Annotated in this window: 20 protein-coding genes; 4 read left to right on the top strand and 16 right to left on the bottom strand. The window is 69.1% G+C overall.

Annotated elements, in window-relative coordinates; all coding sequences use genetic code 11:
• Window positions 1–20 precede the first annotated feature (20 nt).
• On the bottom strand, window positions 21–1094 hold the full coding sequence (locus tag H5T77_RS11255; RefSeq protein ID WP_292649095.1) for a C39 family peptidase: 1074 nt from the start codon (window positions 1092–1094) through the stop codon (window positions 21–23).
• Window positions 1084–1785 carry a ferritin-like fold-containing protein gene (locus H5T77_RS11250; RefSeq protein WP_179659524.1) on the bottom strand — a complete coding sequence of 234 codons (702 nt, stop codon included), beginning with the start codon at window positions 1783–1785 and terminating at the stop codon, window positions 1084–1086. Before H5T77_RS11250 ends, H5T77_RS11255 begins: the two co-directional genes overlap by 11 nt.
• A 174-nt stretch (window positions 1786–1959) precedes the next feature.
• Here H5T77_RS11250 and H5T77_RS11245 point away from each other — a divergent pair, with 174 nt between their 5' ends.
• Complete coding sequence (locus H5T77_RS11245) at window positions 1960–3438, top strand: DEAD/DEAH box helicase (RefSeq protein WP_292649091.1); 1479 nt, start codon at window positions 1960–1962, stop codon at window positions 3436–3438.
• 34 nt (window positions 3439–3472) lie between these two features.
• On the opposite strand, the gene H5T77_RS11240 is transcribed toward H5T77_RS11245, so the two are convergent.
• Window positions 3473–4090: a L,D-transpeptidase gene (locus H5T77_RS11240; RefSeq protein WP_292649088.1), complete on the bottom strand. Its 618-nt coding sequence runs from the start codon at window positions 4088–4090 to the stop codon at window positions 3473–3475.
• 223 nt (window positions 4091–4313) lie between these two features.
• Between H5T77_RS11240 and H5T77_RS11235 the strand changes: the two genes are divergently transcribed.
• Window positions 4314–5078 carry an SDR family NAD(P)-dependent oxidoreductase gene (locus H5T77_RS11235; RefSeq protein WP_292649085.1) on the top strand — a complete coding sequence of 255 codons (765 nt, stop codon included), beginning with the start codon at window positions 4314–4316 and terminating at the stop codon, window positions 5076–5078.
• An 11-nt stretch (window positions 5079–5089) separates the two neighbouring features.
• Here H5T77_RS11235 and H5T77_RS11230 read toward each other — a convergent pair whose 3' ends face one another.
• From H5T77_RS11230 to H5T77_RS11175, 12 genes are all read right to left on the bottom strand, one after another.
• Window positions 5090–5689: a MarC family protein gene (locus tag H5T77_RS11230; RefSeq protein ID WP_292649082.1), complete on the bottom strand. Its 600-nt coding sequence runs from the start codon at window positions 5687–5689 to the stop codon at window positions 5090–5092.
• Window positions 5686–6561 (bottom strand): PHP domain-containing protein, encoded by an 876-nt coding sequence (locus tag H5T77_RS11225; RefSeq protein ID WP_292649079.1) that lies wholly within the window; start codon window positions 6559–6561, stop codon window positions 5686–5688. Before H5T77_RS11225 ends, H5T77_RS11230 begins: the two co-directional genes overlap by 4 nt.
• A gap of 9 nt (window positions 6562–6570) precedes the next feature.
• A complete protein-coding gene (locus H5T77_RS11220; RefSeq protein ID WP_292649076.1) occupies window positions 6571–7221 on the bottom strand; it encodes a DUF6758 family protein in 651 nt (216 codons plus the stop codon).
• Between the two features lie 31 nt (window positions 7222–7252).
• The gene (locus H5T77_RS11215; RefSeq protein WP_292649073.1) at window positions 7253–8437 is read right to left on the bottom strand and encodes a hypothetical protein; all 1185 of its coding nucleotides are present in this window, start codon (window positions 8435–8437) and stop codon (window positions 7253–7255) included.
• Window positions 8438–8531: 94 nt separating this feature from the next.
• Entirely contained in the window at window positions 8532–9086 is a 555-nt protein-coding gene (locus H5T77_RS11210; RefSeq protein ID WP_292649070.1) for a histidine phosphatase family protein, read from the bottom strand.
• Between the two features lie 36 nt (window positions 9087–9122).
• Entirely contained in the window at window positions 9123–9914 is a 792-nt protein-coding gene (locus H5T77_RS11205; protein ID WP_292649067.1) for an SDR family oxidoreductase, read from the bottom strand.
• A gap of 10 nt (window positions 9915–9924) precedes the next feature.
• The gene (locus tag H5T77_RS11200) at window positions 9925–10959 is read right to left on the bottom strand and encodes a MaoC family dehydratase (protein WP_292649064.1); all 1035 of its coding nucleotides are present in this window, start codon (window positions 10957–10959) and stop codon (window positions 9925–9927) included.
• Between the two features lie 51 nt (window positions 10960–11010).
• Window positions 11011–11946, bottom strand: coding sequence for a glycosyltransferase family 2 protein (locus H5T77_RS11195; protein ID WP_292649061.1), 936 nt, complete (start codon window positions 11944–11946; stop codon window positions 11011–11013).
• A 26-nt stretch (window positions 11947–11972) separates the two neighbouring features.
• On the bottom strand, window positions 11973–13124 hold the full coding sequence (locus H5T77_RS11190) for a hypothetical protein (protein WP_292649059.1): 1152 nt from the start codon (window positions 13122–13124) through the stop codon (window positions 11973–11975).
• Between the two features lie 103 nt (window positions 13125–13227).
• Window positions 13228–13398: a DUF5302 domain-containing protein gene (locus H5T77_RS11185; protein ID WP_292649056.1), complete on the bottom strand. Its 171-nt coding sequence runs from the start codon at window positions 13396–13398 to the stop codon at window positions 13228–13230.
• Between the two features lie 109 nt (window positions 13399–13507).
• Window positions 13508–14701: an acyl-CoA dehydrogenase family protein gene (locus H5T77_RS11180; RefSeq protein WP_292649054.1), complete on the bottom strand. Its 1194-nt coding sequence runs from the start codon at window positions 14699–14701 to the stop codon at window positions 13508–13510.
• A 136-nt stretch (window positions 14702–14837) separates the two neighbouring features.
• Entirely contained in the window at window positions 14838–16235 is a 1398-nt protein-coding gene (locus tag H5T77_RS11175) for an endonuclease/exonuclease/phosphatase family protein (protein WP_292649052.1), read from the bottom strand.
• Window positions 16236–16508: 273 nt separating this feature from the next.
• Between H5T77_RS11175 and H5T77_RS11170 the strand changes: the two genes are divergently transcribed.
• A complete protein-coding gene (locus tag H5T77_RS11170; protein WP_292649051.1) occupies window positions 16509–17837 on the top strand; it encodes a magnesium transporter MgtE N-terminal domain-containing protein in 1329 nt (442 codons plus the stop codon).
• Window positions 17830–18345 (top strand): DUF1003 domain-containing protein, encoded by a 516-nt coding sequence (locus H5T77_RS11165; protein WP_292649048.1) that lies wholly within the window; start codon window positions 17830–17832, stop codon window positions 18343–18345. Before H5T77_RS11170 ends, H5T77_RS11165 begins: the two co-directional genes overlap by 8 nt.
• A 25-nt stretch (window positions 18346–18370) precedes the next feature.
• Here the strand turns inward: H5T77_RS11165 and H5T77_RS11160 are convergent, their stop codons facing one another.
• Complete coding sequence (locus H5T77_RS11160; protein ID WP_292649045.1) at window positions 18371–19975, bottom strand: sulfatase-like hydrolase/transferase; 1605 nt, start codon at window positions 19973–19975, stop codon at window positions 18371–18373.
• Window positions 19976–20017 lie beyond the last annotated feature (42 nt).

Genomic DNA, 20017 nt, shown 5'->3' with positions numbered 1-20017 from the left:
TAACACGTCCGGCGACGGCGTCACCAGTTCGGTTGCGCGGGTGGCTCCGGCGGGGCAACCTCCGGCGGCCGGACGACGTAGACGACGCGCCCCGAGCGGGCCCAGGCTCGATCGAGCTCGCCGAGGTCGTACGTCGTCCGCACCTCCGTGTCGCTGGCGATCTTGTGGGAGGCAGGGTCGTGGACGATCGGGGCACCGTCGTCACCGAAGCCGATCAGCACCAGCAGATGGCCGTTGGTGACGTACCCGGCGCCGGTCAGCTCGCCCTCCTGGTGGGAGACGGCGAGCACGAGCGGGATCCCGGCCTCGACGAACTGCGCGGCCTCGGCGAAGGATCGGAGCCTGGTGACGTACGCGACCAGCCCCCGCGCGCCCGCATAGGCGGTGTTGAAGGCCCAGTTGCCGGCTCCGCCGAAGGACTCGTCGTAGACCTCCCGGACGGTGAACGGAACCTGCGGGTCAGGGGTCTCGTAGTCCACCCAGGCCGTCTCTTCGACGGTCGGGCCGACGCCCCAGAAGTCGGCGATCATCGCCGTCGACGCGGCGCTGCACCAGGACTGGCCGCCGCCGTCCCAGTGCGGATAGCGGTCACGATGGAGCTGCTGCGAATAGGCCGGTACGCCCCGCACCACCGTCCCACGAGCCACCGGCCCCGCCCCTGGCGCCGAGTCCCGGGCGTTCGCCGAGACCATCGCTCCGAGCAGGCTGACCCGCGGCAGGCTCCCAGCCGGACCGTGCAGGCTCAGCCGCAACGAGAACGCCGCGAACCTGCGCCCGTCCCGGCCCAGGATCGTGTCGTCGGCAGCGTCCGCGATCGCGTCGTCCTGGCCAGCGACGGAGTTGGAGGTGAAGGCCGGGTCCGAGGACCAGCGAGCCAGCACCAGCCAGCCGCTCCGCTCCCCCGACTCGGCAACCACCCGAGCCGCGACCTCCAGCCACGTCCCCGGCGGGGTCACGACGTTCCAGGAGGCGATCAGCTCGCCGAAGGAGAAACCGGGGCTGACCTCGGGCGACGTCCACACACCGGTGGCATCGGGAGCGATCTGCGCTCCCTGCCAACCGGTCCAGAGGATCTCCGGGCTCTCAGTGTTCAAGTCCGAGCTTGCCCATGCGCTCGATGTGACGCTGGGTGAGGCGGGTGAGCATCTCGCCGATCGAGCCGAGGTCGAGACCGGGAAGGTGATCGCCGGTGATCAGCTCGCTGAGCCCCTCGCGGGTGGCTGCCACCTGCTGCGCCTGGGTGAGGGCCTCCCCCATGAGGCGACGACCCCACAGAGCCAGCCGTCCGCCGATGAGATGGTCGGCCTCGATGCCGGCGCGGACCCGGTCCACGACGAAGTCGGCCCGCCCGGCGTCCTCGAGGGTGGTCACCACGAGCTTGTGGGTCTCCTCGTCGAGGAAGCCGGCGATCTCACGGTAGAAGTCGTTGGCGAGACCGTCACCGACGTACGCCTTGACCAGCGACTCCCACCAGTCCGCCGGACTCGTGTGGATGTGGAACTCGTCGAACCCGGCACGCAGCGACTCCATCGCCGCGTAGGAGTCGGCGCCGAGCTCCTCCAGCCGGTCGAGCACCGGCTGGATCTTGGCGTGCTGGGCAGCCGCCATCGCGAGCAGAGCCGTCTTGTCCTCCAGCGACGGCGCCATCTTGGCGTCGTCGGTCAGCCGCTCGACGGCCGAGACCTCGCCATAGGCGACGGCTCCCAGCAGGTCGATGACAGCGGCCTTGTAGACGGGATCCTCGAAGGGATCCTGAGGACCCGTGAACTCTGACGATGCAACCACGGGAGAACCCTACCGATAGAATGAATTTTGACCGACCCAGCACCGCTGATACTCAGCTCTGTATCGCGGCGGTCTGGATCCCGTATGTGCGCGGCGTGGCACTCGCTTGGCAAGCTCGAGACACCCGTGAGTCGCTCGCCGCATTCGATGAGACAAGCGAGTAGCGACGAAATCATGACCACGTTCAAGGACCTCGGTGTTCACCCCGAGATCTGCGCTCCGCTCGAGCGCAAAGGCATCACCACCCCCTTCGCCATCCAAGAGATGACGCTCTCGGTCGCCCTCCAGGGCACCGACATGATCGGCCAGGCCCGCACCGGCTCCGGCAAGACGCTGGCCTTCGGTATCCCGGTCGTGCAGCGCAGCGTCTCCCCCAAGGACCCCGACTACGTCGACCTGCCCCAGGGCAAGCCGCAGGCGCTGATCGTGGCACCGACCCGCGAGCTGGCCATGCAGGTCTCCGCCGAGATCTCGATGATCTCCGTGGACCGCGGTCTGCGCGTGCTGACCGTCTACGGCGGCGCGGGCTACGACACCCAGCTCGACGCGCTGGAGAAGGGCGTCGACATCGTGGTCGGCACCCCGGGTCGCCTGATCGACCTGGCCAACCGCAAGGTCCTCGACCTCTCCCACGTGCACGCTCTCGTCCTCGACGAGGCCGACGAGATGCTCGACCTCGGGTTCCTGCCCGACGTGGAGAAGCTGGTCACCCTCACCCCGGAGACCCGCCAGACGCTGCTCTTCTCGGCCACCATGCCGGGTGCGATCGTGGCGCTGGCCCGCTCCTACATGCGCCACCCGATGAACATCCGCGCCGAGTCGGCGAGCGAGCGCGAGACGGTGCCCGCCACCGCACAGTTCGTCTACCAGGCCCACGACCTGGACAAGCCCGAGATGATCGGTCGCCTGCTGCAGTGCGAGGACCACGACAAGATCGTCGTCTTCGCCCGCACCAAGCGACAGGCTCAGCGGGTCGCCGACGACCTCGCCGACCGCGGCTTCCCCGCCTCTCCTCTGCACGGGGACATGCAGCAGGCCGCCCGTGAGCGAGTGATGCAGAAGTTCCGTGACGGCAAGGTCGAGGTCCTGGTTGCCACCGACGTCGCCGCTCGTGGCATCGACGTCACCGGCGTCTCCCACGTGGTCAACTACACCACGCCGGACGACGAGAAGACCTACGTCCACCGCATCGGTCGCACCGGCCGCGCCGGCGCCTCCGGCGTCGCGGTCACGTTCGTCGACTGGGCCGACCTGCACAAGTGGAAGATGATCAACAAGGCTCTCGACCTTCCCTTCGACGAGCCGCAGGAGACCTACTCCTCCTCGGAGCACTTCCTCCACGACATGGGCATCCCGAAGGGCACCAAGGGCCGGATCAAGGCCGCCGCGCCCCCCAAGCCCAAGGAGAAGGACTCCGAGAAGGACGGCGAGAAGCGTGAGCGCGCACCGCGCAACCGCGACCGTCAGCGCACCCGCTCCCGCGGCGGCCAGACCGTCGACAAGGCCGCTGCTCCGGCTGCCGCCGAGTCCGCGACGAAGCCCACCGACGGCGAGACCGAGGGCTCCGCGCCCCGGCGCCGCCGTCGCCGCCGCCCTTCGACAGGCTCAGGACAAGCTCCTAACGCGAGCAGCTCGGCGACGAAGACGGACTGAGATCGCCGAGCCGGTTCCTTCATCAAGGGCCGCGCTATTCGGTGACGACCACCTTGGTGCCGAGCCGCGCGAAGCGCCACATCGCCTTCGCGTCCGGCTCCGCCTGACGGATGCACCCGTGCGAGAGCGGGGTGCCGAGCTGGGCGCGGGACTGCACGCGCTTGCCCTTGTCGACCGGGATGTTGTGGAACCCGATCGCGGCGTTGGGGCCCTTGGTGAAGCGTACGAACCACTTCATCCTGCCCGAGTCGTCGATCCCTCTGGCGTGCTTGGAACGGGAGAAGACGCGGTAGGTGCCGGGCTTCAGGTTGTCGTAGACGCTGCCCGAGACCGGATAGGTACGCCGCGGCCGATCGGCCGCGGAGACGATCCAGACCCGCTGACGGCTGATCGAGAAGACCGCCCGGCGTCCGCTGCCGGAGTCGGCCGGCAGCATCTTCTCCGCAGTGGCGATCCAGGCGGCGACGTGGCGCGTGGTGTCCTCCTCGCGCTGAGCGTCGGGCGGCATGACCGGGGCGCGAACCTCATCGCCGGCGCCCATCTTCACACCGCCGGCGGTCATGCTGGGCCGACCGTCGGCCGGCGGCTCGGCGACCACCTCGATCCCGCCGTACAGACCGGCTGCGGTCAGCAAGGATGCGGCGAAGAGCATCTTGGCGCGCCTGAGAGGCCGAGGTCTCGTCCGGTGCCGCCCGCCGCGGCTCACTTCTCCACCGCGCGTCCGAGTACGCCTGCGAAATCCACGTCGAACATCATCCAAACTCCGGTGACCGCAAGTCAACTGTCACATGACAGACAGAAACCCCGGTTCCGCCGGTGGAAGGTCGGTCTGATGCCCGGGTTCGCCGCGCGCGTCGTGGTGGCAGGATTGCCCCATGTCGAAACCCACCTCCCTGATCACCGGCGCGACCGCCGGCATCGGTCTGGCCTTCGCCCAGCAGCTCGCCGCCCGCGGTCACGACCTCGTCCTCGTCGCCCGTGACGAGGAGCGTCTCAACGGCGTCGCGAAGGACCTGACCGACGCTCACGGCGTCGGCGTCGAGGTGCTCCGCGCCGACCTGATCGACAGCGCCGACCTGGCCCGGGTCGAGGCGCGCCTGGCCGACGCCGACCATCCGGTCGACCTGCTGGTCAACAACGCCGGCCACGGCCTCAAGCACCGTTTCCTCGACAACACCGCCGATGAGGAGACCGCCATGGCACAGGTGCTCGTCATCGCACCGCTGCGCCTGTCCCACGCCGCGCTGGGCGCCCAGGTGGCCCGCGGCCACGGCGGCATCATCAACGTCGGCTCCGTCGCCTCCTACCTGCCCCGCGGCACCTACTCGGCCGCGAAGGCGTGGATCAACTCCTTCACCGAGTGGGCCCACAACGAGTACGCCAGCAAGGGGATCAAGGTGATGGCCCTGCTCCCGGGCTTCACCAAGACCGAGTTCCACGAGCGTCTCGGCTCCGGCTACGACTCCGCCCCGGCGTGGATGTGGCTCGACGTCGACGACCTGGTCCGTGAGGCGCTCGAGGACTACGAGAGCGACAAGATCTTCTCGATCCCGAGCAAGCGCTACAAGGCTCTCGCCACCCTCGCGCGAGCGGTCCCGACCGGCGTACTCCAGAAGTTCCAGTCCCTGGGCCGCAGGTAGCCGGGCCGGTCTCAAGCGTTCGCGACGAAGGTCATGACCGCGTCTGCGACCATCTGGACGGCGATCGCCGAGAGCAGCAGCCCGGCGATCCGGGTGATGAGCAGGACGCCGGACTCCTTGAGGACCTTCAGGATCGGGATGGAGAAGACCATCGCGACGAGGAGAGCCAGGTGGACGACGATGAGTCCGAGGCCGAGCCCGAAGGCGGTCCCGACCGAGTCGACCTCCTGGGTGAAGACCATGGTCGCGACGATCGCGCCGGGGCCGGCCAGGAGCGGGGTGCCGAGCGGCACCAGGGCCACGTTGGCTCCGGCGGCGGCGACAGGATCGTCGAAGTTGTCGGTGAGCAGCTCGAGGGCGACCAGCAGCAGGAGCAGGCCGCCGGCGCACTGCAGCGCCTCGAGGGAGATGTGCAGGAAGTGCAGGATCGCCTGTCCGAACAGCGCGAAGATCGTGATCACCAGGAACGAGACCGCGACCGCGAGCAGCGCCGCGCGACGCTGCTTGGCCGGCGACTGTCCCGCGGTCAGCGACAAGAAGATCGGGATCGTGCCGACCGGGTCCATGATCACGAAGAGAGTCACGAACGTGGAGACGAAGATCTCGGTCAACGTACGACCTCGGGGGTGACTCGTCCGGAGGCTGCCGAGGCGGCGGCGGCGCGCTCCAGGAGCCGCTCGTACTCGGCTGGTGCAGTGGTGTTCACTCCCAGATGGTGACCCACCTTTCCGGTGCCGTGGTAATCGCTGGAACCGGTCACCACGAGGTCGAGATTGCGGGCGATCACCCGCAGCTTCTCGCGCGTTTCCGGGGTGTGGTCCTGGTGGTCGATCTCCAGCCCGGACAGGCCCGCGTCGACCAGTGAGGAGATGGCCGCCTCGTCCGGCTGCTGGCGTCCGGAACGCCCCCACGGATGGGCGATCACGGTCACTCCCCCGGCGGCGGCGACGGTGCGGATCATGGGCTCGAGCGGGGCGGCGTAGCGGCTGACGTTGGCAGGTTTCCCGGCCCCGAGGTAGCGGTTGAAAGCCTCGTCCCGGCTGCGCACGAATCCCTTGGCGACGAGCGCGTCGGCCAGGTGCGGGCGCCCGGAGGCGGCGGCATCACCGGAGACGGCTGCGACGTCCTCGAGCGACACCTCGATGCCGAGACGCGCCAGCCGGTCCAGCATCAGCGGCAGCCGTCCGTCACGGCCCGCCAGAACACGGGCGAGCTCCGCGACCAGCGGCGGGTGGGTCCGGTCGGGCAGGTAGGCCAGCAGGTGCACGCTGTGGCCGAGGTGGTCGGTGCTGATCTCCATGCCCCGCACCAGCCCGATGCCCACCTCCGCGGCAACCGTGGCCGCCTCGTCCCAGCTGGCGGCGGTGTCGTGGTCGGTGATCGCGACGACGTCGAGCCCAGCGGCCTTGGCGGCCTGGATCAACTCGGTTGGCGAATCGGTCCCGTCACTCACTCGCGAGTGAGTATGGAGGTCGATGCGCACTCCACCATTCTAGTGGTCCCACCAGGATCCATTGGTGCCGCCGAAGGGCAGCTCGACCATCTGGACACCGAGATCGCCGACCTGGCGCAGGTGCCAGCCGTCCTGGAGCGTCAGCATCGCCGTGGCCGGCCGGAAGACAAGCCACAGCCAGCGGCCGGCGGCCTCGCCGACCAGCACCGACCGCTCCCACTCCTCGGCCCCGTTGGTCCACTGGGTGACCGGCCACAGCGGGACCATCTGCCCGGCGACGCGGACCTTCGTGGTCGGTGGCCCGGCGCAGGCGTCGACACCGGGATCGGGGCCTTCCGTACGCGCGCACCGAGCGCCCAGCCCGACCCCGGCCTCCTCGGTGACGATGGTCAGCTCGACCGGTCCGTCGTCGGGGGTCACCCCGGTCCACGTGAGCATTGTCGCCGAGCCCTTGGCCTCGTCGCCGACCACGGCGAGGTCGGTGATCGACCAACCCGTCTCGACCGGCCAGGGAACATAGGTGGGCACCTCACCGGCCAGCGCGAGAACCTGCACCAGGTCCTCGTAGGACGCCTCGTCCGTACGCCACACCGGGGTCACCACGCCGTGCTCCGGGCAGGACCGGCTGCCGCCGGCGCCTAGGCGCGCCACCGGCGTCGCGCAGCGTGGACAGCCAACTGCTAAAGCCACCCCACAACGGTGACTCCTACTGCCGGTTCGGTCAAGCGCGGGCCGCGTGTCTCGCGCGGGTGCGGCGGACCGCCCACTCGACCAGGTCGGCGAGCGCCTCGACCGCGTCAGCACACGCACGAGCGGCAGGAGCGGCGTCGTCGGGCTCCCACGCCGGGACCGTCTCCGGCCCCCAGCCTCCGCGCGGGTTGGTCTCCGCCCGATGGACCAACCACGTCCGCAGCTCCACGTGGGTGGCCGCCGCCGCGGCCGCGGTCCGGTCGTCGGTGACCGTCGAGGGATCGGCACCGTCGACCTCGACCGGGGTCAGATCCGACCAGTCCCCGTGCAGACTCACGCCCAGCTTCCGCAAACCTTCGACCTGGTGGTTCGCAGCTCTCTCGACCCACGGCTCGACCCTCAGCCCGATCCGTTCGTCCGCGACGTCCAGGCCCGGCATCAGCTTCTTGGCGAGCACGTGCTTGCGCAGCCGGATGCCGGCCGGGAAGCTCAGCTCACGCGCGTCGAGCACCAGGTTGAGGCGGCGCAGCAGGTCCGTGCGTACGACGCCGAGTGAGGCGTTCTGGGGCCGCGGGGTCCTGACGTCGTCGAAGGAGAACCCGATCACCTCGCCGAACCGCTCCAGCAGGGCTTCGCGGGGCGCGTCCGGCCCAGGGACGGTCACGACGTGCACCTCGCCGGCCACGCTCCACCGTCGGGCGATCCCGACCACGTCCTGCTCGCTCCAGAACCGGCTGGAGGCGGTCAGCCGGTCTGGGAAGAGCAACCGCGGTCGTCTCGCCCGGGCCGCGGCGACGAAGCCGGACCATGACCAGACCTCGCCGTTCTGGACGACCTCCTGCCACATCGCGGGCAGGTTGCGGTTGAGGTCGCGTACGGACAGGACGACCTCGGGCGAGGGCAGGCTCTCGAGGAGCTTCTCCACGACGTCGTCGCCGACCGGCGCGAGCAGCTCGGCGGAGATGACCGCCGTTCCGTGCCAGGCGTCGATCTCGTCGACGAGCCGTTGCCACGAGCCCTCGATCGAGCGGTCACCGGCCAGCGATGTCTGGCGACCGCGCAGGTTCCAGGCCGCGTCCGCCTGGTCTCGCCACGTCCTGCCGGGGACGAGGACGCCCAAGTCGGTCAGGTGCTCCCGATGCGCGTAGAGCGCGTGCTGCAAGGACGTGGTGCCGGACTTCATCGCGCCGACGTGGACGATCACACGACGTGCCACAGCTGCCCTCCTCGCGCGGCCGCGGACGTCACGGCCACCTGATCAGGGGACCACACCAGCCTGTGCCACACCACCCGAGCGGGCTATGGACGAGCTATGTATTCCAATGCTTCACCACGGGTTGGCCGTGGTGGGTGTCGAGCATCGAGACGGTCGCGGTGTCCAGCCTGAAGAGCCGTCCCTCGCTGACCGGGAGTCCCAGCCACACCGCCGCCAGCGCACACAGCGAGTGCCCGTGGGAGAAGGCCAGGGTGTCGCCGTCCCGCTCACGGGCAGCCGTGGCGACCCGGGTCAGCCGCTCCTGGACGGAGGCGGCGGCCTCTCCCCCGGGCGTGACCGAGGTCCACAGGCTCCAGTCGGGGTCGGTCCGGTGGATCTCCGGGGTGGTGATGCCCTCGTAGTCGCCGTAGTCCCACTCGACCAGGTCCTCGGTGACGGTGGCGTCGGGGAAGCCCGCGAGCACAGCCGTATGCCAAGCCCGCTGTCGCGGCGAGGTCAGCACCGCGGCGTACTTCTGGTCCTGAAGCCGCGACGCGAGCAGCTTGGCTGCCTCCTCGCCCTCGGGCAGGAGGGGGAGGTCGGTGCGGGAGGTGTGCCGACCGTTGAGCGACCACTCGGTGGTGCCGTGCCTGACGAGGTAGAGGGCCATGGCCCCATCAAACCAGCCCCCGTCCGGGACGGCGGATCAGGCCCGCGTGATGAACCGGTTGACCTCGCGGGAGAGCACATTGGGCGCCAGGTCGGCGGCGGTCGAGAGCAGCTTGGCCGGGAACCCGACCGCGGTGTGCACCTTCGGCAGCCGGAACAGCCCCGTGCGCGGCTGCGCCATCTCCCAGATCTGGTCGGCCACGTCCTCGACGGTGAGCCGGACGCCCAGGGTCTCGTGGGACGAGGCGACGTTGCCGTCGAGCAGCGCGGTCTTCACCCACAGCGGCCAGACCGCCTGCACCCGGATGCCCTCCTTGCGCCACTCCAGCTCCAGCGCCTCGGTGAGCCCGCGCACGGCGTACTTCGACGCACTGTAGGAGGCGATCTCCGGCTGCCCGTAGATCGCGCTCGCGCTGCAGACGTTGATGACGCCCGAGCCGGGGGTCGCCCGCAGGTAGGGGTAGGCCGTGTGGCAGCCGTTGATCACGCCGTTGACGTTGATCTCGATCGTCTGGTGGTGCTTGGCCAGGTCGACGTCGGCCAGGCGACCGGCACGCAGGATGCCGGCGTTGTTGACCAGCAGGTCGAGACGACCGCCGGCGGCGGTGGCGAACTCCTCGAGCGCCGCCTTCCAGGAGTCGGGGTCGGTGACGTCGAGCGCCCCGCCGATCGCGAGCTCCGCCCCCAGGCTCGCGGCGACGTCGCGGGCCAGGTCGGCGTCGATGTCGTAGACGCCGACGAACCAGCCCGCTGCCGCGAACTTCTCGACGATCGCCTTGCCGATGCCCTGTGCGGAACCGGAAACGAAGAGAGACTTCCTGTTGGCCATGACGTGCTCCTTACGCCGGGATGAGCGTCCAGTAGTCGAGGTCGAGCAGCACCCCGGGGGCGTATTTTCCGTCCTCGCCGCGCAGGGTCATCGACTCGTCGCGACCCTTGGTGGCGACCAGGCGCAGCCTCAGGGCGCCGACACCCGGGGCGTCTGTCTCGGCTCGGTCGAGCACCTCGGACCAGGCATAGACGGTGTCGCCCGCGAAGGCCGGGGACGTGTGCGCGCCGGCGTTGATCGCCGCGATGAGCTGGGCGTTGGCGAGACCGTTGAACGACAGGGCACGGGCCAGCGAGATGATGTGTCCGCCGTAGACGAGGTTGCGGCCGTCGGGCCGCGCCTCGACGTTGAAGTGCACCTTCGCGGTGTTCTGCCACAGCCGCGTGGCCTGCTGGTGCTCGGAGACGGTCAGGGTGACGCCGTCGACGTGGTCGATCTTCTCGCCGACCTCGTAGTCGGCCAGCCGGTGCGGCTCACCGGCGGCGGTGAAGTCGTAGGACGAGAAGTCGAGGCCCTCGGGCACGATCAGGTTCTTGGCGTCGACCGCCTTCGCCAGCTCCGGGATCACGGTCTCGGGAGCGGCAGCCTCCTGGTCCCGTTTGTGCACCATCACCCAGCGCGCCCAGTCGATGGCGACCTCGCCACGCTGGTTGATGGCCGTGGAGCGTACGTAGACGACACCGGACCTGCCGTTGGAGTTCTGCTTGAGCCCGATGACTTCGGACCTCGTCGAGAGCGTGTCGCCCGGCACCACCGGCTGGTGGAAGCGGCACTCGGCGTAGCCGAGGTTGGCGATGGCGTTCAGCGATACGTCGGGGACGGTCTTGCCGAACGCGATGTGGAAGCCGATCAGCTCCTCCACGGGGTGCTGCTCGAGCCCGACGGAGGCCGCGAACGCAGCGCTCGAAGGCACCGCGAAGCGAGTCGGGTAGAGCGAACCGTACGCAGCCCGGTCGCCCTCGGTCACCGTGCGCGGCGTGGCGTGCTCGATGACCTGGCCGACCTGGAAGTCCTCGAAGAAGTTGCCGGGGTTCGTCTTGCTCATCTGCGGCCTCTCGTCCGTGATTCTGCATGGATTACCGGACAGTAACCTAGATCAGACGATCCCATGGAGACGTTCCGGGATGCGTAGCAGCGGGTGGTTGCGGAGGTTGTCGATGTGTCCGGGGCCATCGGCTCGATACACGCCGTTCTCCTTGCGCACCAGCCTGGCCGGCAGGACCGTGGTCGGGTCGAACTCCTCGACATCGGTGCCCACCGAGGCGGTCGCCTTGGTCAGCAGGGCGGCGAGGTCGTCGCCGGAACGTCCCCAGGAGCTGCCCTTCCCGCGCCCCACCGACTTGGCGAGCTGGTTGCGTCGGTCTGCCTGCCGTCGCAGCAGGTCCACGTCGGCGAACTTCATGTGGAGCATGAACAGCCCCGTATCGGGAACGTACGGCGCCTCGATCCCGTGGGAGGCGTTCGTCCAGGCGGCCGGCACCCGTTTGACCGACGGCTTGCACATCAACGGCGCGAACTGGGCGAACGCCCGCTGTCCGACGATCGGCTTGCCGCTGACCATCGGCCCCTCGACCGCGGTGTGGTGGACGATGTTGAGGGCGAGCGGAGCGATCACCTGGTCGGGTCGCCTGGCCAGATAGTCGGACAGGCCGGCATACCTCGCCGGGTCGGGGACGAGGAACTCGTCGACGTCGGTGAAGATGACCACGTCGTAGATGCCCAGCAGGCCGTGGGCCACCCCGCTGGCCAGGCCCATCCGACCGGACTCGAAGCTGCCCTTGCGGAAGCCGGGTAGACGCTGGACCGTGCAGCCCAGGTCGTCGGTGGAGCCGTCGGTCGAGCCGTCGTCGAAGACGATCAGGTTCTCGTGGCCCGCCGCTCGGCCGTAGTGGTCGACCCAGCGGGCGAGCATCTCGCCCTCGTCGCGGGCGATCGTGAGCACCGCGACCAGCGGCGGTGTGGCCGTGGCCGCGGTCTCGCGTGCCTCATCGGCGAGACTGCGCCTTCGGCGCAGGCTCCAACTGCTTGACAAAGAATCCCCCGATTGTGAATGCGGCCCTACGTGCGGACCAGCTCCTCTCGCCGGACGGACCACTCCACGAGGTCGGCCAGGGCGGAGACGGCGCGCGCCGGAGCCTTGCGGCCCTCCCCCGGGTCGATGCCTTCACCAGGGATGGTCGGGTCGGCGAGCTTCTTGTTGAGATCCGTACGCAGCGAAGCTGAGGTCGCCACGGCGGCGTCTCGGACCTGTGTGTCGGTGACCTTGCGCGGGTCGATCCCGCTCACGTCCACGGGGGCCAGGTCGTCGAGATCCCCGTGGATGGTCGCGTCCAGACCCCGCAGCTCGGCTGCCTGGTCGCGAGTGAACGACTGTGTCCAGCGCGGCGCCGGGAGCCCGATGCGTGGGTCGTCGACTGTCAGCGCCGGCATCAGGCGCTTGCCGAGGACGTGCTTGCGCAGGCCCATGGCCGCCGGATAGGCCAGGTCGCGCTGCTTCAGCTCTGCGTTGAGCCCTCGCAGCACCTCGACGGTGGCGGCGCCGAGGGAGGTGTTCTTCGGCGGCGGGCTCTGCATCCCCGCCGGGTCGAAGCCCATCGCTGCGCCGAAGCGCTCCAGCAGCAGCGTCGCCGGGCTGCCCGGGGGCGGCACGGTGACCAGGTGGAGCGGCCCGGCCTGGCTCCAGCGCCGGGCGATGGCGACCATGTCCTGCTCGGACCAGAAACGTCTTCCGGGCTTGGTCCGGCGACGCTCGGGCGAGCCGGGCCTGCTCTTGTTGACCGCGGTGAGGAACTCGGCCCAGGTCCAGTCCATGCCGTTCTGGATGAGTTCCTGCCACATCGACGGGATCTGCCGGTTGATGTCACGCAGCGACAGCACGATCTCGGGGGTCACCCCGTTGAAGCTCGACGCCACTCGCTCGACCGTCGCCTGGCCGACCGGCGCCAGCAGCTCGACGGAGACCAACGCCGTCCCGTCCCACGCGTCGACCTCGGCGACCAGGCGGTCCCAGGCACCGGCGACCGGGTCACCCTGAGGGTGCCTCTGGTGGCCCTTCACGTCGAGAACGGCCTCGATCTGGTGACGCCAGCGCGCGCCGGGGACCAGGAATCCACGCTCGGCGAGGAGGGCCTTGTTCTTGTACAAGGCACCCTGCAGATACGTCGTCCCGGACTTCATCGCCCCGACATGGAGCACTACGCGGCGCGCCAACGTTCAATACCTCTCGACCAGACTGACCCATGACCCATCGGGCCCCGAAAATTGGACCCAGCAAATCGGACCCAGAAAATTGGGCTCAGTCTAGAGCCAGATCTCAGGAGCCGCCGCCACCGGCCTTGCGGCGGTGCATCTTCGGCGCGCCGCCGACGACCTCGGAGCCGTGCGTCTTCTCCTTGGCGCCGGCGCCCTCCGCGTGTGCGTGGTCCTGGTTGTTCTTCTTCTCCAGCGCTTCGCGCATCTTGGCTTTGAGATCGTCGTTCGCCATCGCTCCCCCTACATGTGTTGCTGAGTCATTGGTCGGGCAACGCCCAACCTACGGCAACGACCCTGCCGAGACCATCGGTTTCGGCAGGGTCGGCTCGTCCCTCGCAGGGTCAGGACTTGTAGTCCTTGAGGAGGCTGCGGCCGATGATCATCTTCTGGATGTCGCTGGTGCCCTCGCCGATGAGCATGAACTTGACCTCGCGCATGATCCGCTCGATCTCGTACTCCTTGGAGTAGCCGTAGCCGCCGTGGATCCGGAAGGAGTCCTCGACGACCTCGTTGGCGTACTCCGAGGCGACCATCTTGGCCATGCCGGCCTCGACGTCCATCCGCTTGCCGGTGTCCTTCAGCCGCGCGGCGCGGACCATCATGTTGTGGGAGACCTCGACCTTGGTGCCCATCTCGGCGAGACGGAACAGGATGGCCTGGTGCTCGGCGATCTTCTTGCCGAAGGTCTGGCGCTGCTGGGAGTAGGCGATGCCGAGCTCGAAGCCACGGATCGCGAGACCGCAGGCGCGCGCGGCGACGTTGACCCGGCCGACCTCGACGCCGTCCATCATCTGGAAGAAGCCCTTGCCCGGGGTGCCGCCGAGGATCTGGTCGGCCGAGATCTTGTGACCCTCGAAGATCATCTCGGTCGTGTCGATGCCCTTGTAGCCCATCTTGTCGATCTTGCCGGGCACGGTCACGCCCTGGGCGGTCTCGCCGAAGCCGGGGGTCTTCTCGACCAGGAAGGTGGTCATGTTCTTGTAGACGCTCTCGGCGCCCTCGTCGGTCTTGGTAAGGACCGCGACCAGGGTGGAGGAGCCACCGTTGGTCAGCCACATCTTCTGGCCGGTGATCTCGTACGACCCGTCGGCCTGCTTGGTCGCCTTGGTGGACACCGCGCTCACGTCGGAGCCGAGACCCGGCTCGGACATCGAGAACGCGCCGCGTACCTCACCGGTCGCCATCCGCGGCAGGTACTTCTGCTTCTGCTCCTCGGTGCCGTGCTGCATCAGCATGTAGGCCACGATGAAGTGGGTGTTGATGACGCCGGAGACCGACATCCAACCGCGGGCGATCTCCTCGACGCACAGCGCGTACGTCAGCAGGGACTCGCCCAGCCCGCCGTACTCCTCCGGGATCATCAGACCGAAGATGCCGAGCTCCTTGAGACCCTCGACGATGTCGGTCGGGTACTCATCGGCGTGCTCCAGCTCCTGGGCCACCGGGATGACCTTCTCGTCCACGAACTGGCGGACGGTCTTCAGGATCTCTTCCTGAATGTCGGTGAGACCCTCGGTCTCGGCAAGGCGACCCATGCTTCACTCCTAAACTCGGTGGTCGGGGCCACAACGTTTCAGACCCGTCGAGACCACGCTGACGTCACTGCGGCAGGTTACCAATCAGTAACCATCAGCGACAGGTGACACCCGCCACACCGTGATCCTACGACCCTCAGCGCCGCCGTCCGACAGCCGAGAAGACGGGCGCGAGCATCTTGTCGTACGACGTCCCGCTGACGCTCACGTAGCCCGATCGCTTCCCGGAGCCGGCCAAGCCCGACATCTGGGTGCTGGAGCTGAAGGCGAAGGTCGGGGTGGCGCCGGTCTTGCTGACCAGCAGGACGGTCGCGCGGAGGCCGGTGCGGTCGTAGCCGCGCGGACGCGTCACCGCCCAGGTGTCCTCGTTCACGTCCTTGCCGAGGACCTTCTGCAGCGATCGCATCTCCGCGGTCGTGGTCTTCTCCGCGGTGACGACCCGAACCCGCACGCCGCGCGTGTTCGCCCGCTTCAGCGCCCGGACGACCCTGCCGTTGGTCAGGGCGCGGGTGGCCAGGTGCACGACATGACCTCTCTTGGCGCTGTTGACGGCCTTCAGCACCGTACGCAGCACGCTCTGCTCCTCGGCGACGCTCAGCCCCGGGTCGGTGACCACGACGCCCGGCCCGAACCTGGTCCGGGCGGAGCTCGCCATCGAGGTGACCGGCAGCGGCGAGAAGTCGACGCTGACCGCGTTGTGGTCCGACTCGAGCCCGAAGGCGCGCTGGTTGCCGGTGGCGAAGCGCGCGATCCCGCGGGCGAGCACGTAGTCGATCGTCGACGCCCGGCCGTGCGTGACCGGTGCCTGCTGCGTGACGTCGTAGGTCGGGACCAGGTGCTTGGCGGCGAAGATGTCGCGCGGGTAGCGCGAGCCCTCGTACTGCACGTTCAGGTCGCCGCCGACCACTACCGGCCCGCGTCCGGCCAGCGCCTTGACGAGCGTGTTCAGCGCGCGGGCGGAGGGACGGACCAGGTCGCCGTAGTGCTTGGACTTGGGCGCGAAGTGCACCGCGACCACCGAGACGTTGCGACCGGTCGCCCGGTTCTCGAGGGTGACCCAGTTGGCGTACCTGACCCCCCAGTGCAGCCGCTGGCGGGCGGGCTTGCCGCGCTTGTTGCTGATCTGATGGATCCCTTTCGAGGTCGCGGCCCACCTGTCGTTGTCCCACGCCACCGCCGTCGCCGACCTGTAGGGGTCGCCGCCCTTGCGCCACACGCGGTAGCGCCCGGGCTCGAGATCCGCGGTCCGCCGGCCGTTCACCTCGTTGTAGGTGATGAAGTCGGGCGAGGTCCCGACGACCTCGCGGACGTCCTTCTTGAACCTCGCTGTCCCCATGCTCGCCCTGAGGTTCGCCTGGACCATCCGATAGCGCGGCGGCGAGTAGGCGACGGTCTCCACGTCCGTCTCGGCCGGGGCGGACGAGTCGTGCACGGCGACGAGCGCCCCGCCGAAGAGACCGATGACAAGACCCGTGGAGAGCAGAGCCTTGGCCGCCCGAGCTCCGCGAGACCTGGCTCGAGGTTGTGTACGCATCCGTCCGGGCCCCTCTCCCAGCAGTGGTGACCGATCACACTGGTCACTTGGAAAACTTTTGTAACACAGGCCTCAGCCAGATCCCGGGTCCCGTTCCGGAGCGAGTTCGGATAGATCATCGAATTCATGCCCCGCGCCACCCGGTGAGCGTCGAAGCCCCGTACTGGGGTCGATGTCATAACGTTGGCCCGTGAGCGAGCGTCAGCGAGTGAACCAAACGGCCGTCACGCCGCCACCTTCGTATACTGGCGTCTGCGCTACGGAGGTGGTGGCGTGAGTTCCTCGCCCAACCGCGTCTACGCGGCACGCCTGGTCGGCCTCCCGATCTTCGACCCGCTCGGTGAGCAGGTCGGCAAGGTGCGAGATCTCGTGGTCACGGTCCGGACCGACGCCCGGCAGCCACGCGTGCTGGGCCTGGTCGTGGAGGTCTTCGGGCGTAGGCGCATCTTCGTGCCGATGACCCGCGTGACCAGCATCGACTCCGGGCAGGTCTACACGACCGGTCTGCTCAACATGCGCCGTTTCCAGCCGCGTTCGACCGAGACCCTGGTGATCGGGCAGATGTTCGACCGGCAGGTCACGATCCGCTCGACCGGGGTCTCCGGGACGGTCTACGACGTCGGCATGGAGCAGGCACGCAACCGCGACTGGCTGCTCTCCCGGGTCGCCGTGCAGGAGCCGTCCAAGGGGCTTCGCCGCCGCGGCCAGACCCACGTGATCGAGTGGGACGACGTCGAGGGACTGGCCCGCCGCTCCCCCACCCAGGCCGCGACCCACCTGGTCCAGGCGATCCACGAGATGCGTCCGGCCGACGCCGCGACGATGATCCACGAGCTCCCGCCCGAGCGCCAGCGTCAGGTCGTCGCCGCGCTGGACGACGAGCGCCTCGCCGAGGTGCTCGAGGAGCTTCCCGAGGACGACCAGGTCGCCATCGTGCGAGCCCTGGACTCCGAGCGTGCCGCCGACGTGCTCGAGGAGATGTCACCCGACGACGCCGCCGACCTCATCGCCGAGCTGCCCGAGGAGACCGCCACCCTTCTGCTCGACCTGATGCGGCCCGAGGACGCCAAGGACGTCCTCCGGCTGATGTCCTACGAGGAGGACACCGCCGGCTCGATGATGACCCCGGAGCCGGTCATCGTCGGCCCCGACGCGACCATCGCCGACGCGCTCGCCCTGGTCCGCAACCCCGACCTCACCCCGGCCCAGGCGGCCCTGGTCTACGTCTGCCGTCCGCCGCTGGAGACGCCGACCGGCAAGTTCCTCGGCATCGCCCACATCCAGCGCCTGCTGCGCGAGCCACCCTCGACGCTCGTCGCCGGCGCTCTCGACGACTCCCTGGAGCCGCTGCGCCCCGAGGACAGCACCGAGCAGGTCGCTGCCCACCTGGCCACGTACAACCTGGTCGCCGCCCCGGTCGTCGACGAGAACGGCCACCTCGCCGGCGCGGTGACCGTCGACGACCTGCTCGACCACCTGCTCCCGGAGAACTGGCGCGAGAACCTCGCTCGCCAGGAGTCGGCCACCGAGCCCCGGCCCGACACCCGCCCCGACACCCGCCCGAACAAGGTGATCACCCCCGAGATGGTGCGCCGTGGCTGACACCCGCACCGCCCGCGGCCGCCTCGACACCCCGCGCGAGCTGCGCCGCCCCCTCGTCAAGCGGCCCGCCCTCCGGGCCGACGCGTTCGGCTCCTTCGCCGAGGCCTTCGCCCGCTACATGGGCACCGCCAGGTTCATCGCCTGGATGACGATCATCGTGCTCATCTGGGTCGCCTGGAACATCCTGGCGCCGAGCGAGTGGCGCTTCGACACCTTCCCGTTCATCTTCCTGACCCTCGCGCTGAGCCTGCAGGCCTCGTACGCCGCCCCGCTGATCCTGCTCGCGCAGAACCGTCAGGAGGACCGCGACCGCGCGATCAACGAGCAGGACCGCCGCATCGCCACCCAGTCGAAGGCCGACATGGAGTTCCTCGCGCGCGAGACCGCCTCTCTCCGGATGGCCCTCGGCGAGGTCGCCACCCGCGACTACCTCCGCTCCGAGCTCCGCCTGCTCCTGGAGGAGCTGGAGGAGCGCGACCGGCTCAGGGACGACCAAGCGCCTGAGTGACCTCAGGTCCCGATGACTCTCGGTGTCATCGGGACCGATCGGGGCTCGGCGTGGCCAGGGTGGCTGCGTACGTCTTGGGGCAGGTGCTTCCCGAGCAGCTTCGGTACCTCGCCTCGAGCGTCTTCAGCTGGGCCACGACCTTGGCGTAGCTCGGGTCGCGGGCCAGGTTGCGGGTCTCGTACGGATCGACGGCGCGGTCGTAGAGGATCGGCACGCCGCTCGCGGTGAGAGTGGCGTAGGTGTAGCGCCCGTAGCGGATGCCGCGATACTTGCTGGCCGTCCCGCCCTGGATCGGCCAGGCGGCGACCGGGATCGGCCGGTGGAGCGTCCTGCCCGCCTTCACGCTCGAGGCGAGCACCCGGGTGATGTCGACCCCGTCCTGGCTCCGCCCCGGTGTCGCCCGCCCGAGCGCGGCGACCGTGGTGGCGATGTCCGGGTTGCCGACCGTGGAGCCGACCTTCACGTTCTTCGGGATCCCGGGGCCCACCACGACCAACGGGATCCGCGAGGCCTGCGAGGTCTCCCAGAACTTGTTGAGCCGGTTGTGCTGGCCGGTGGTGTAGCCGTTGTCGCCGGAGAAGATGATGACGGTACGCCGGTACTGCCCGCTGCTCTTCAGGTGAGCCACCGTCTTGGCGACGGCCCGGTCCACCGACTGCGCCGACTCGATCCGCTGCTGGTAGACGTAGCGCATGACCCGCTTCTGGGCGGCGGAGTAAGCGGGCCCGGCAGTGACCTGCCCCGGCCCGGCATGGAACATGTTCGGAGTCCTGGGCAGGTCGAGGTCGCGGAAGCGGCCCTTGTCGACGGGCATCGGCCTGGTGTTCTCGAACCACAGCGAAGGCTGCTTGGGGTAGCGCTTCCTCGGGTCGCTGGCCTCGACCGGACCACCCGAGTGCGGGGCCACGTAGTTGACCCAGAGGAACCAGGGCTTCTTGCCGCCGACGTTGGTCCCGGCCCTCTTGATCAACTTGACCGAGCGGCTCTGCAGGGCGACCGAGCTGTAGACGCCGGGGCTCTGGATCGTGCCGTTGTTGTTGAACTTCGGGCTCAGCAGGTTGTAGGTCGACGGGTCGATCGTCGCCTGCCAGTCGTCCCAGCCCGGCTCGCCGGCCGAGGTGCGCTCGGGGCCCTTGCCGTAGCCGTTGAGGTACTTCCCGAGGAACATCGTCCGGTAGCCGGCCCTGTCCATCCACACCGGAAGCGTGTTCCGACGCCCCTTGAAACCCTTGTAGCCCCCGTTGGTCCCCGAGATCGACCAGTTCTTGTGGTTGTGGGCGTACTTGCCGGTCAGCAGGCTCGCCCGCGCCGGCACGCACAGCGGTGTCGGCGCCACCGCGTCGGTGAAGGTCGTCCCCTGCTGGACCAGCAGCCTCTGCACGTTGGGCATGTACTTGATGTCGGTGGCCGCGAGGTCGTCGACGTTGATCATCAGCACGCTCGGCCGCCCGGAATCCAACCGACCCGGAAGCGCCGCCGCCTCCGCCATCGAGGTCGGCCCGCACAGGACGGCGACGGTGCTCGCCACCGCCACGGTGGCGAGCGAGTTCCGGCCCCGCCGGAGCACCCGGCTCAGAGCGTTGCCGGCAAGAGGGGCCGGGCGGGAGGGCAGAGCGGTGAGACGAGACAAGCGGAGACTCCCGGCGGTACGGCCGCCTCCGCGGCCCAGAAC

It is taken from the genome of Nocardioides sp., assembly GCF_014360585.1.
In the GTDB taxonomy this organism is placed as follows: domain Bacteria; phylum Actinomycetota; class Actinomycetes; order Propionibacteriales; family Nocardioidaceae; genus Nocardioides.
This window is presented reverse-complemented; position numbering and strand designations above follow the sequence as displayed.

Bases quoted from the DNA above. Each gene is read 5' to 3' on its own strand.
- H5T77_RS11235 (WP_292649085.1), top strand. From the start codon at position 4,314: ATGTCGAAACCCACCTCCCTGATCACCGGCGCGACCGCCGGCATCGGT.
- H5T77_RS11210 (WP_292649070.1), bottom strand. From the start codon at position 9,086: ATGGCCCTCTACCTCGTCAGGCACGGCACCACCGAGTGGTCGCTCAAC.
- H5T77_RS11185 (WP_292649056.1), bottom strand. From the start codon at position 13,398: ATGGCGAACGACGATCTCAAAGCCAAGATGCGCGAAGCGCTGGAGAAG.
- H5T77_RS11240 (WP_292649088.1), bottom strand. From the start codon at position 4,090: ATGCTCTTCGCCGCATCCTTGCTGACCGCAGCCGGTCTGTACGGCGGG.
- H5T77_RS11205 (WP_292649067.1), bottom strand. From the start codon at position 9,914: ATGGCCAACAGGAAGTCTCTCTTCGTTTCCGGTTCCGCACAGGGCATC.
- H5T77_RS11175 (WP_292649052.1), bottom strand. From the start codon at position 16,235: ATGCGTACACAACCTCGAGCCAGGTCTCGCGGAGCTCGGGCGGCCAAG.
- H5T77_RS11180 (WP_292649054.1), bottom strand. From the start codon at position 14,701: ATGGGTCGCCTTGCCGAGACCGAGGGTCTCACCGACATTCAGGAAGAG.
- H5T77_RS11200 (WP_292649064.1), bottom strand. From the start codon at position 10,959: ATGAGCAAGACGAACCCCGGCAACTTCTTCGAGGACTTCCAGGTCGGC.
- H5T77_RS11245 (WP_292649091.1), top strand. From the start codon at position 1,960: ATGACCACGTTCAAGGACCTCGGTGTTCACCCCGAGATCTGCGCTCCG.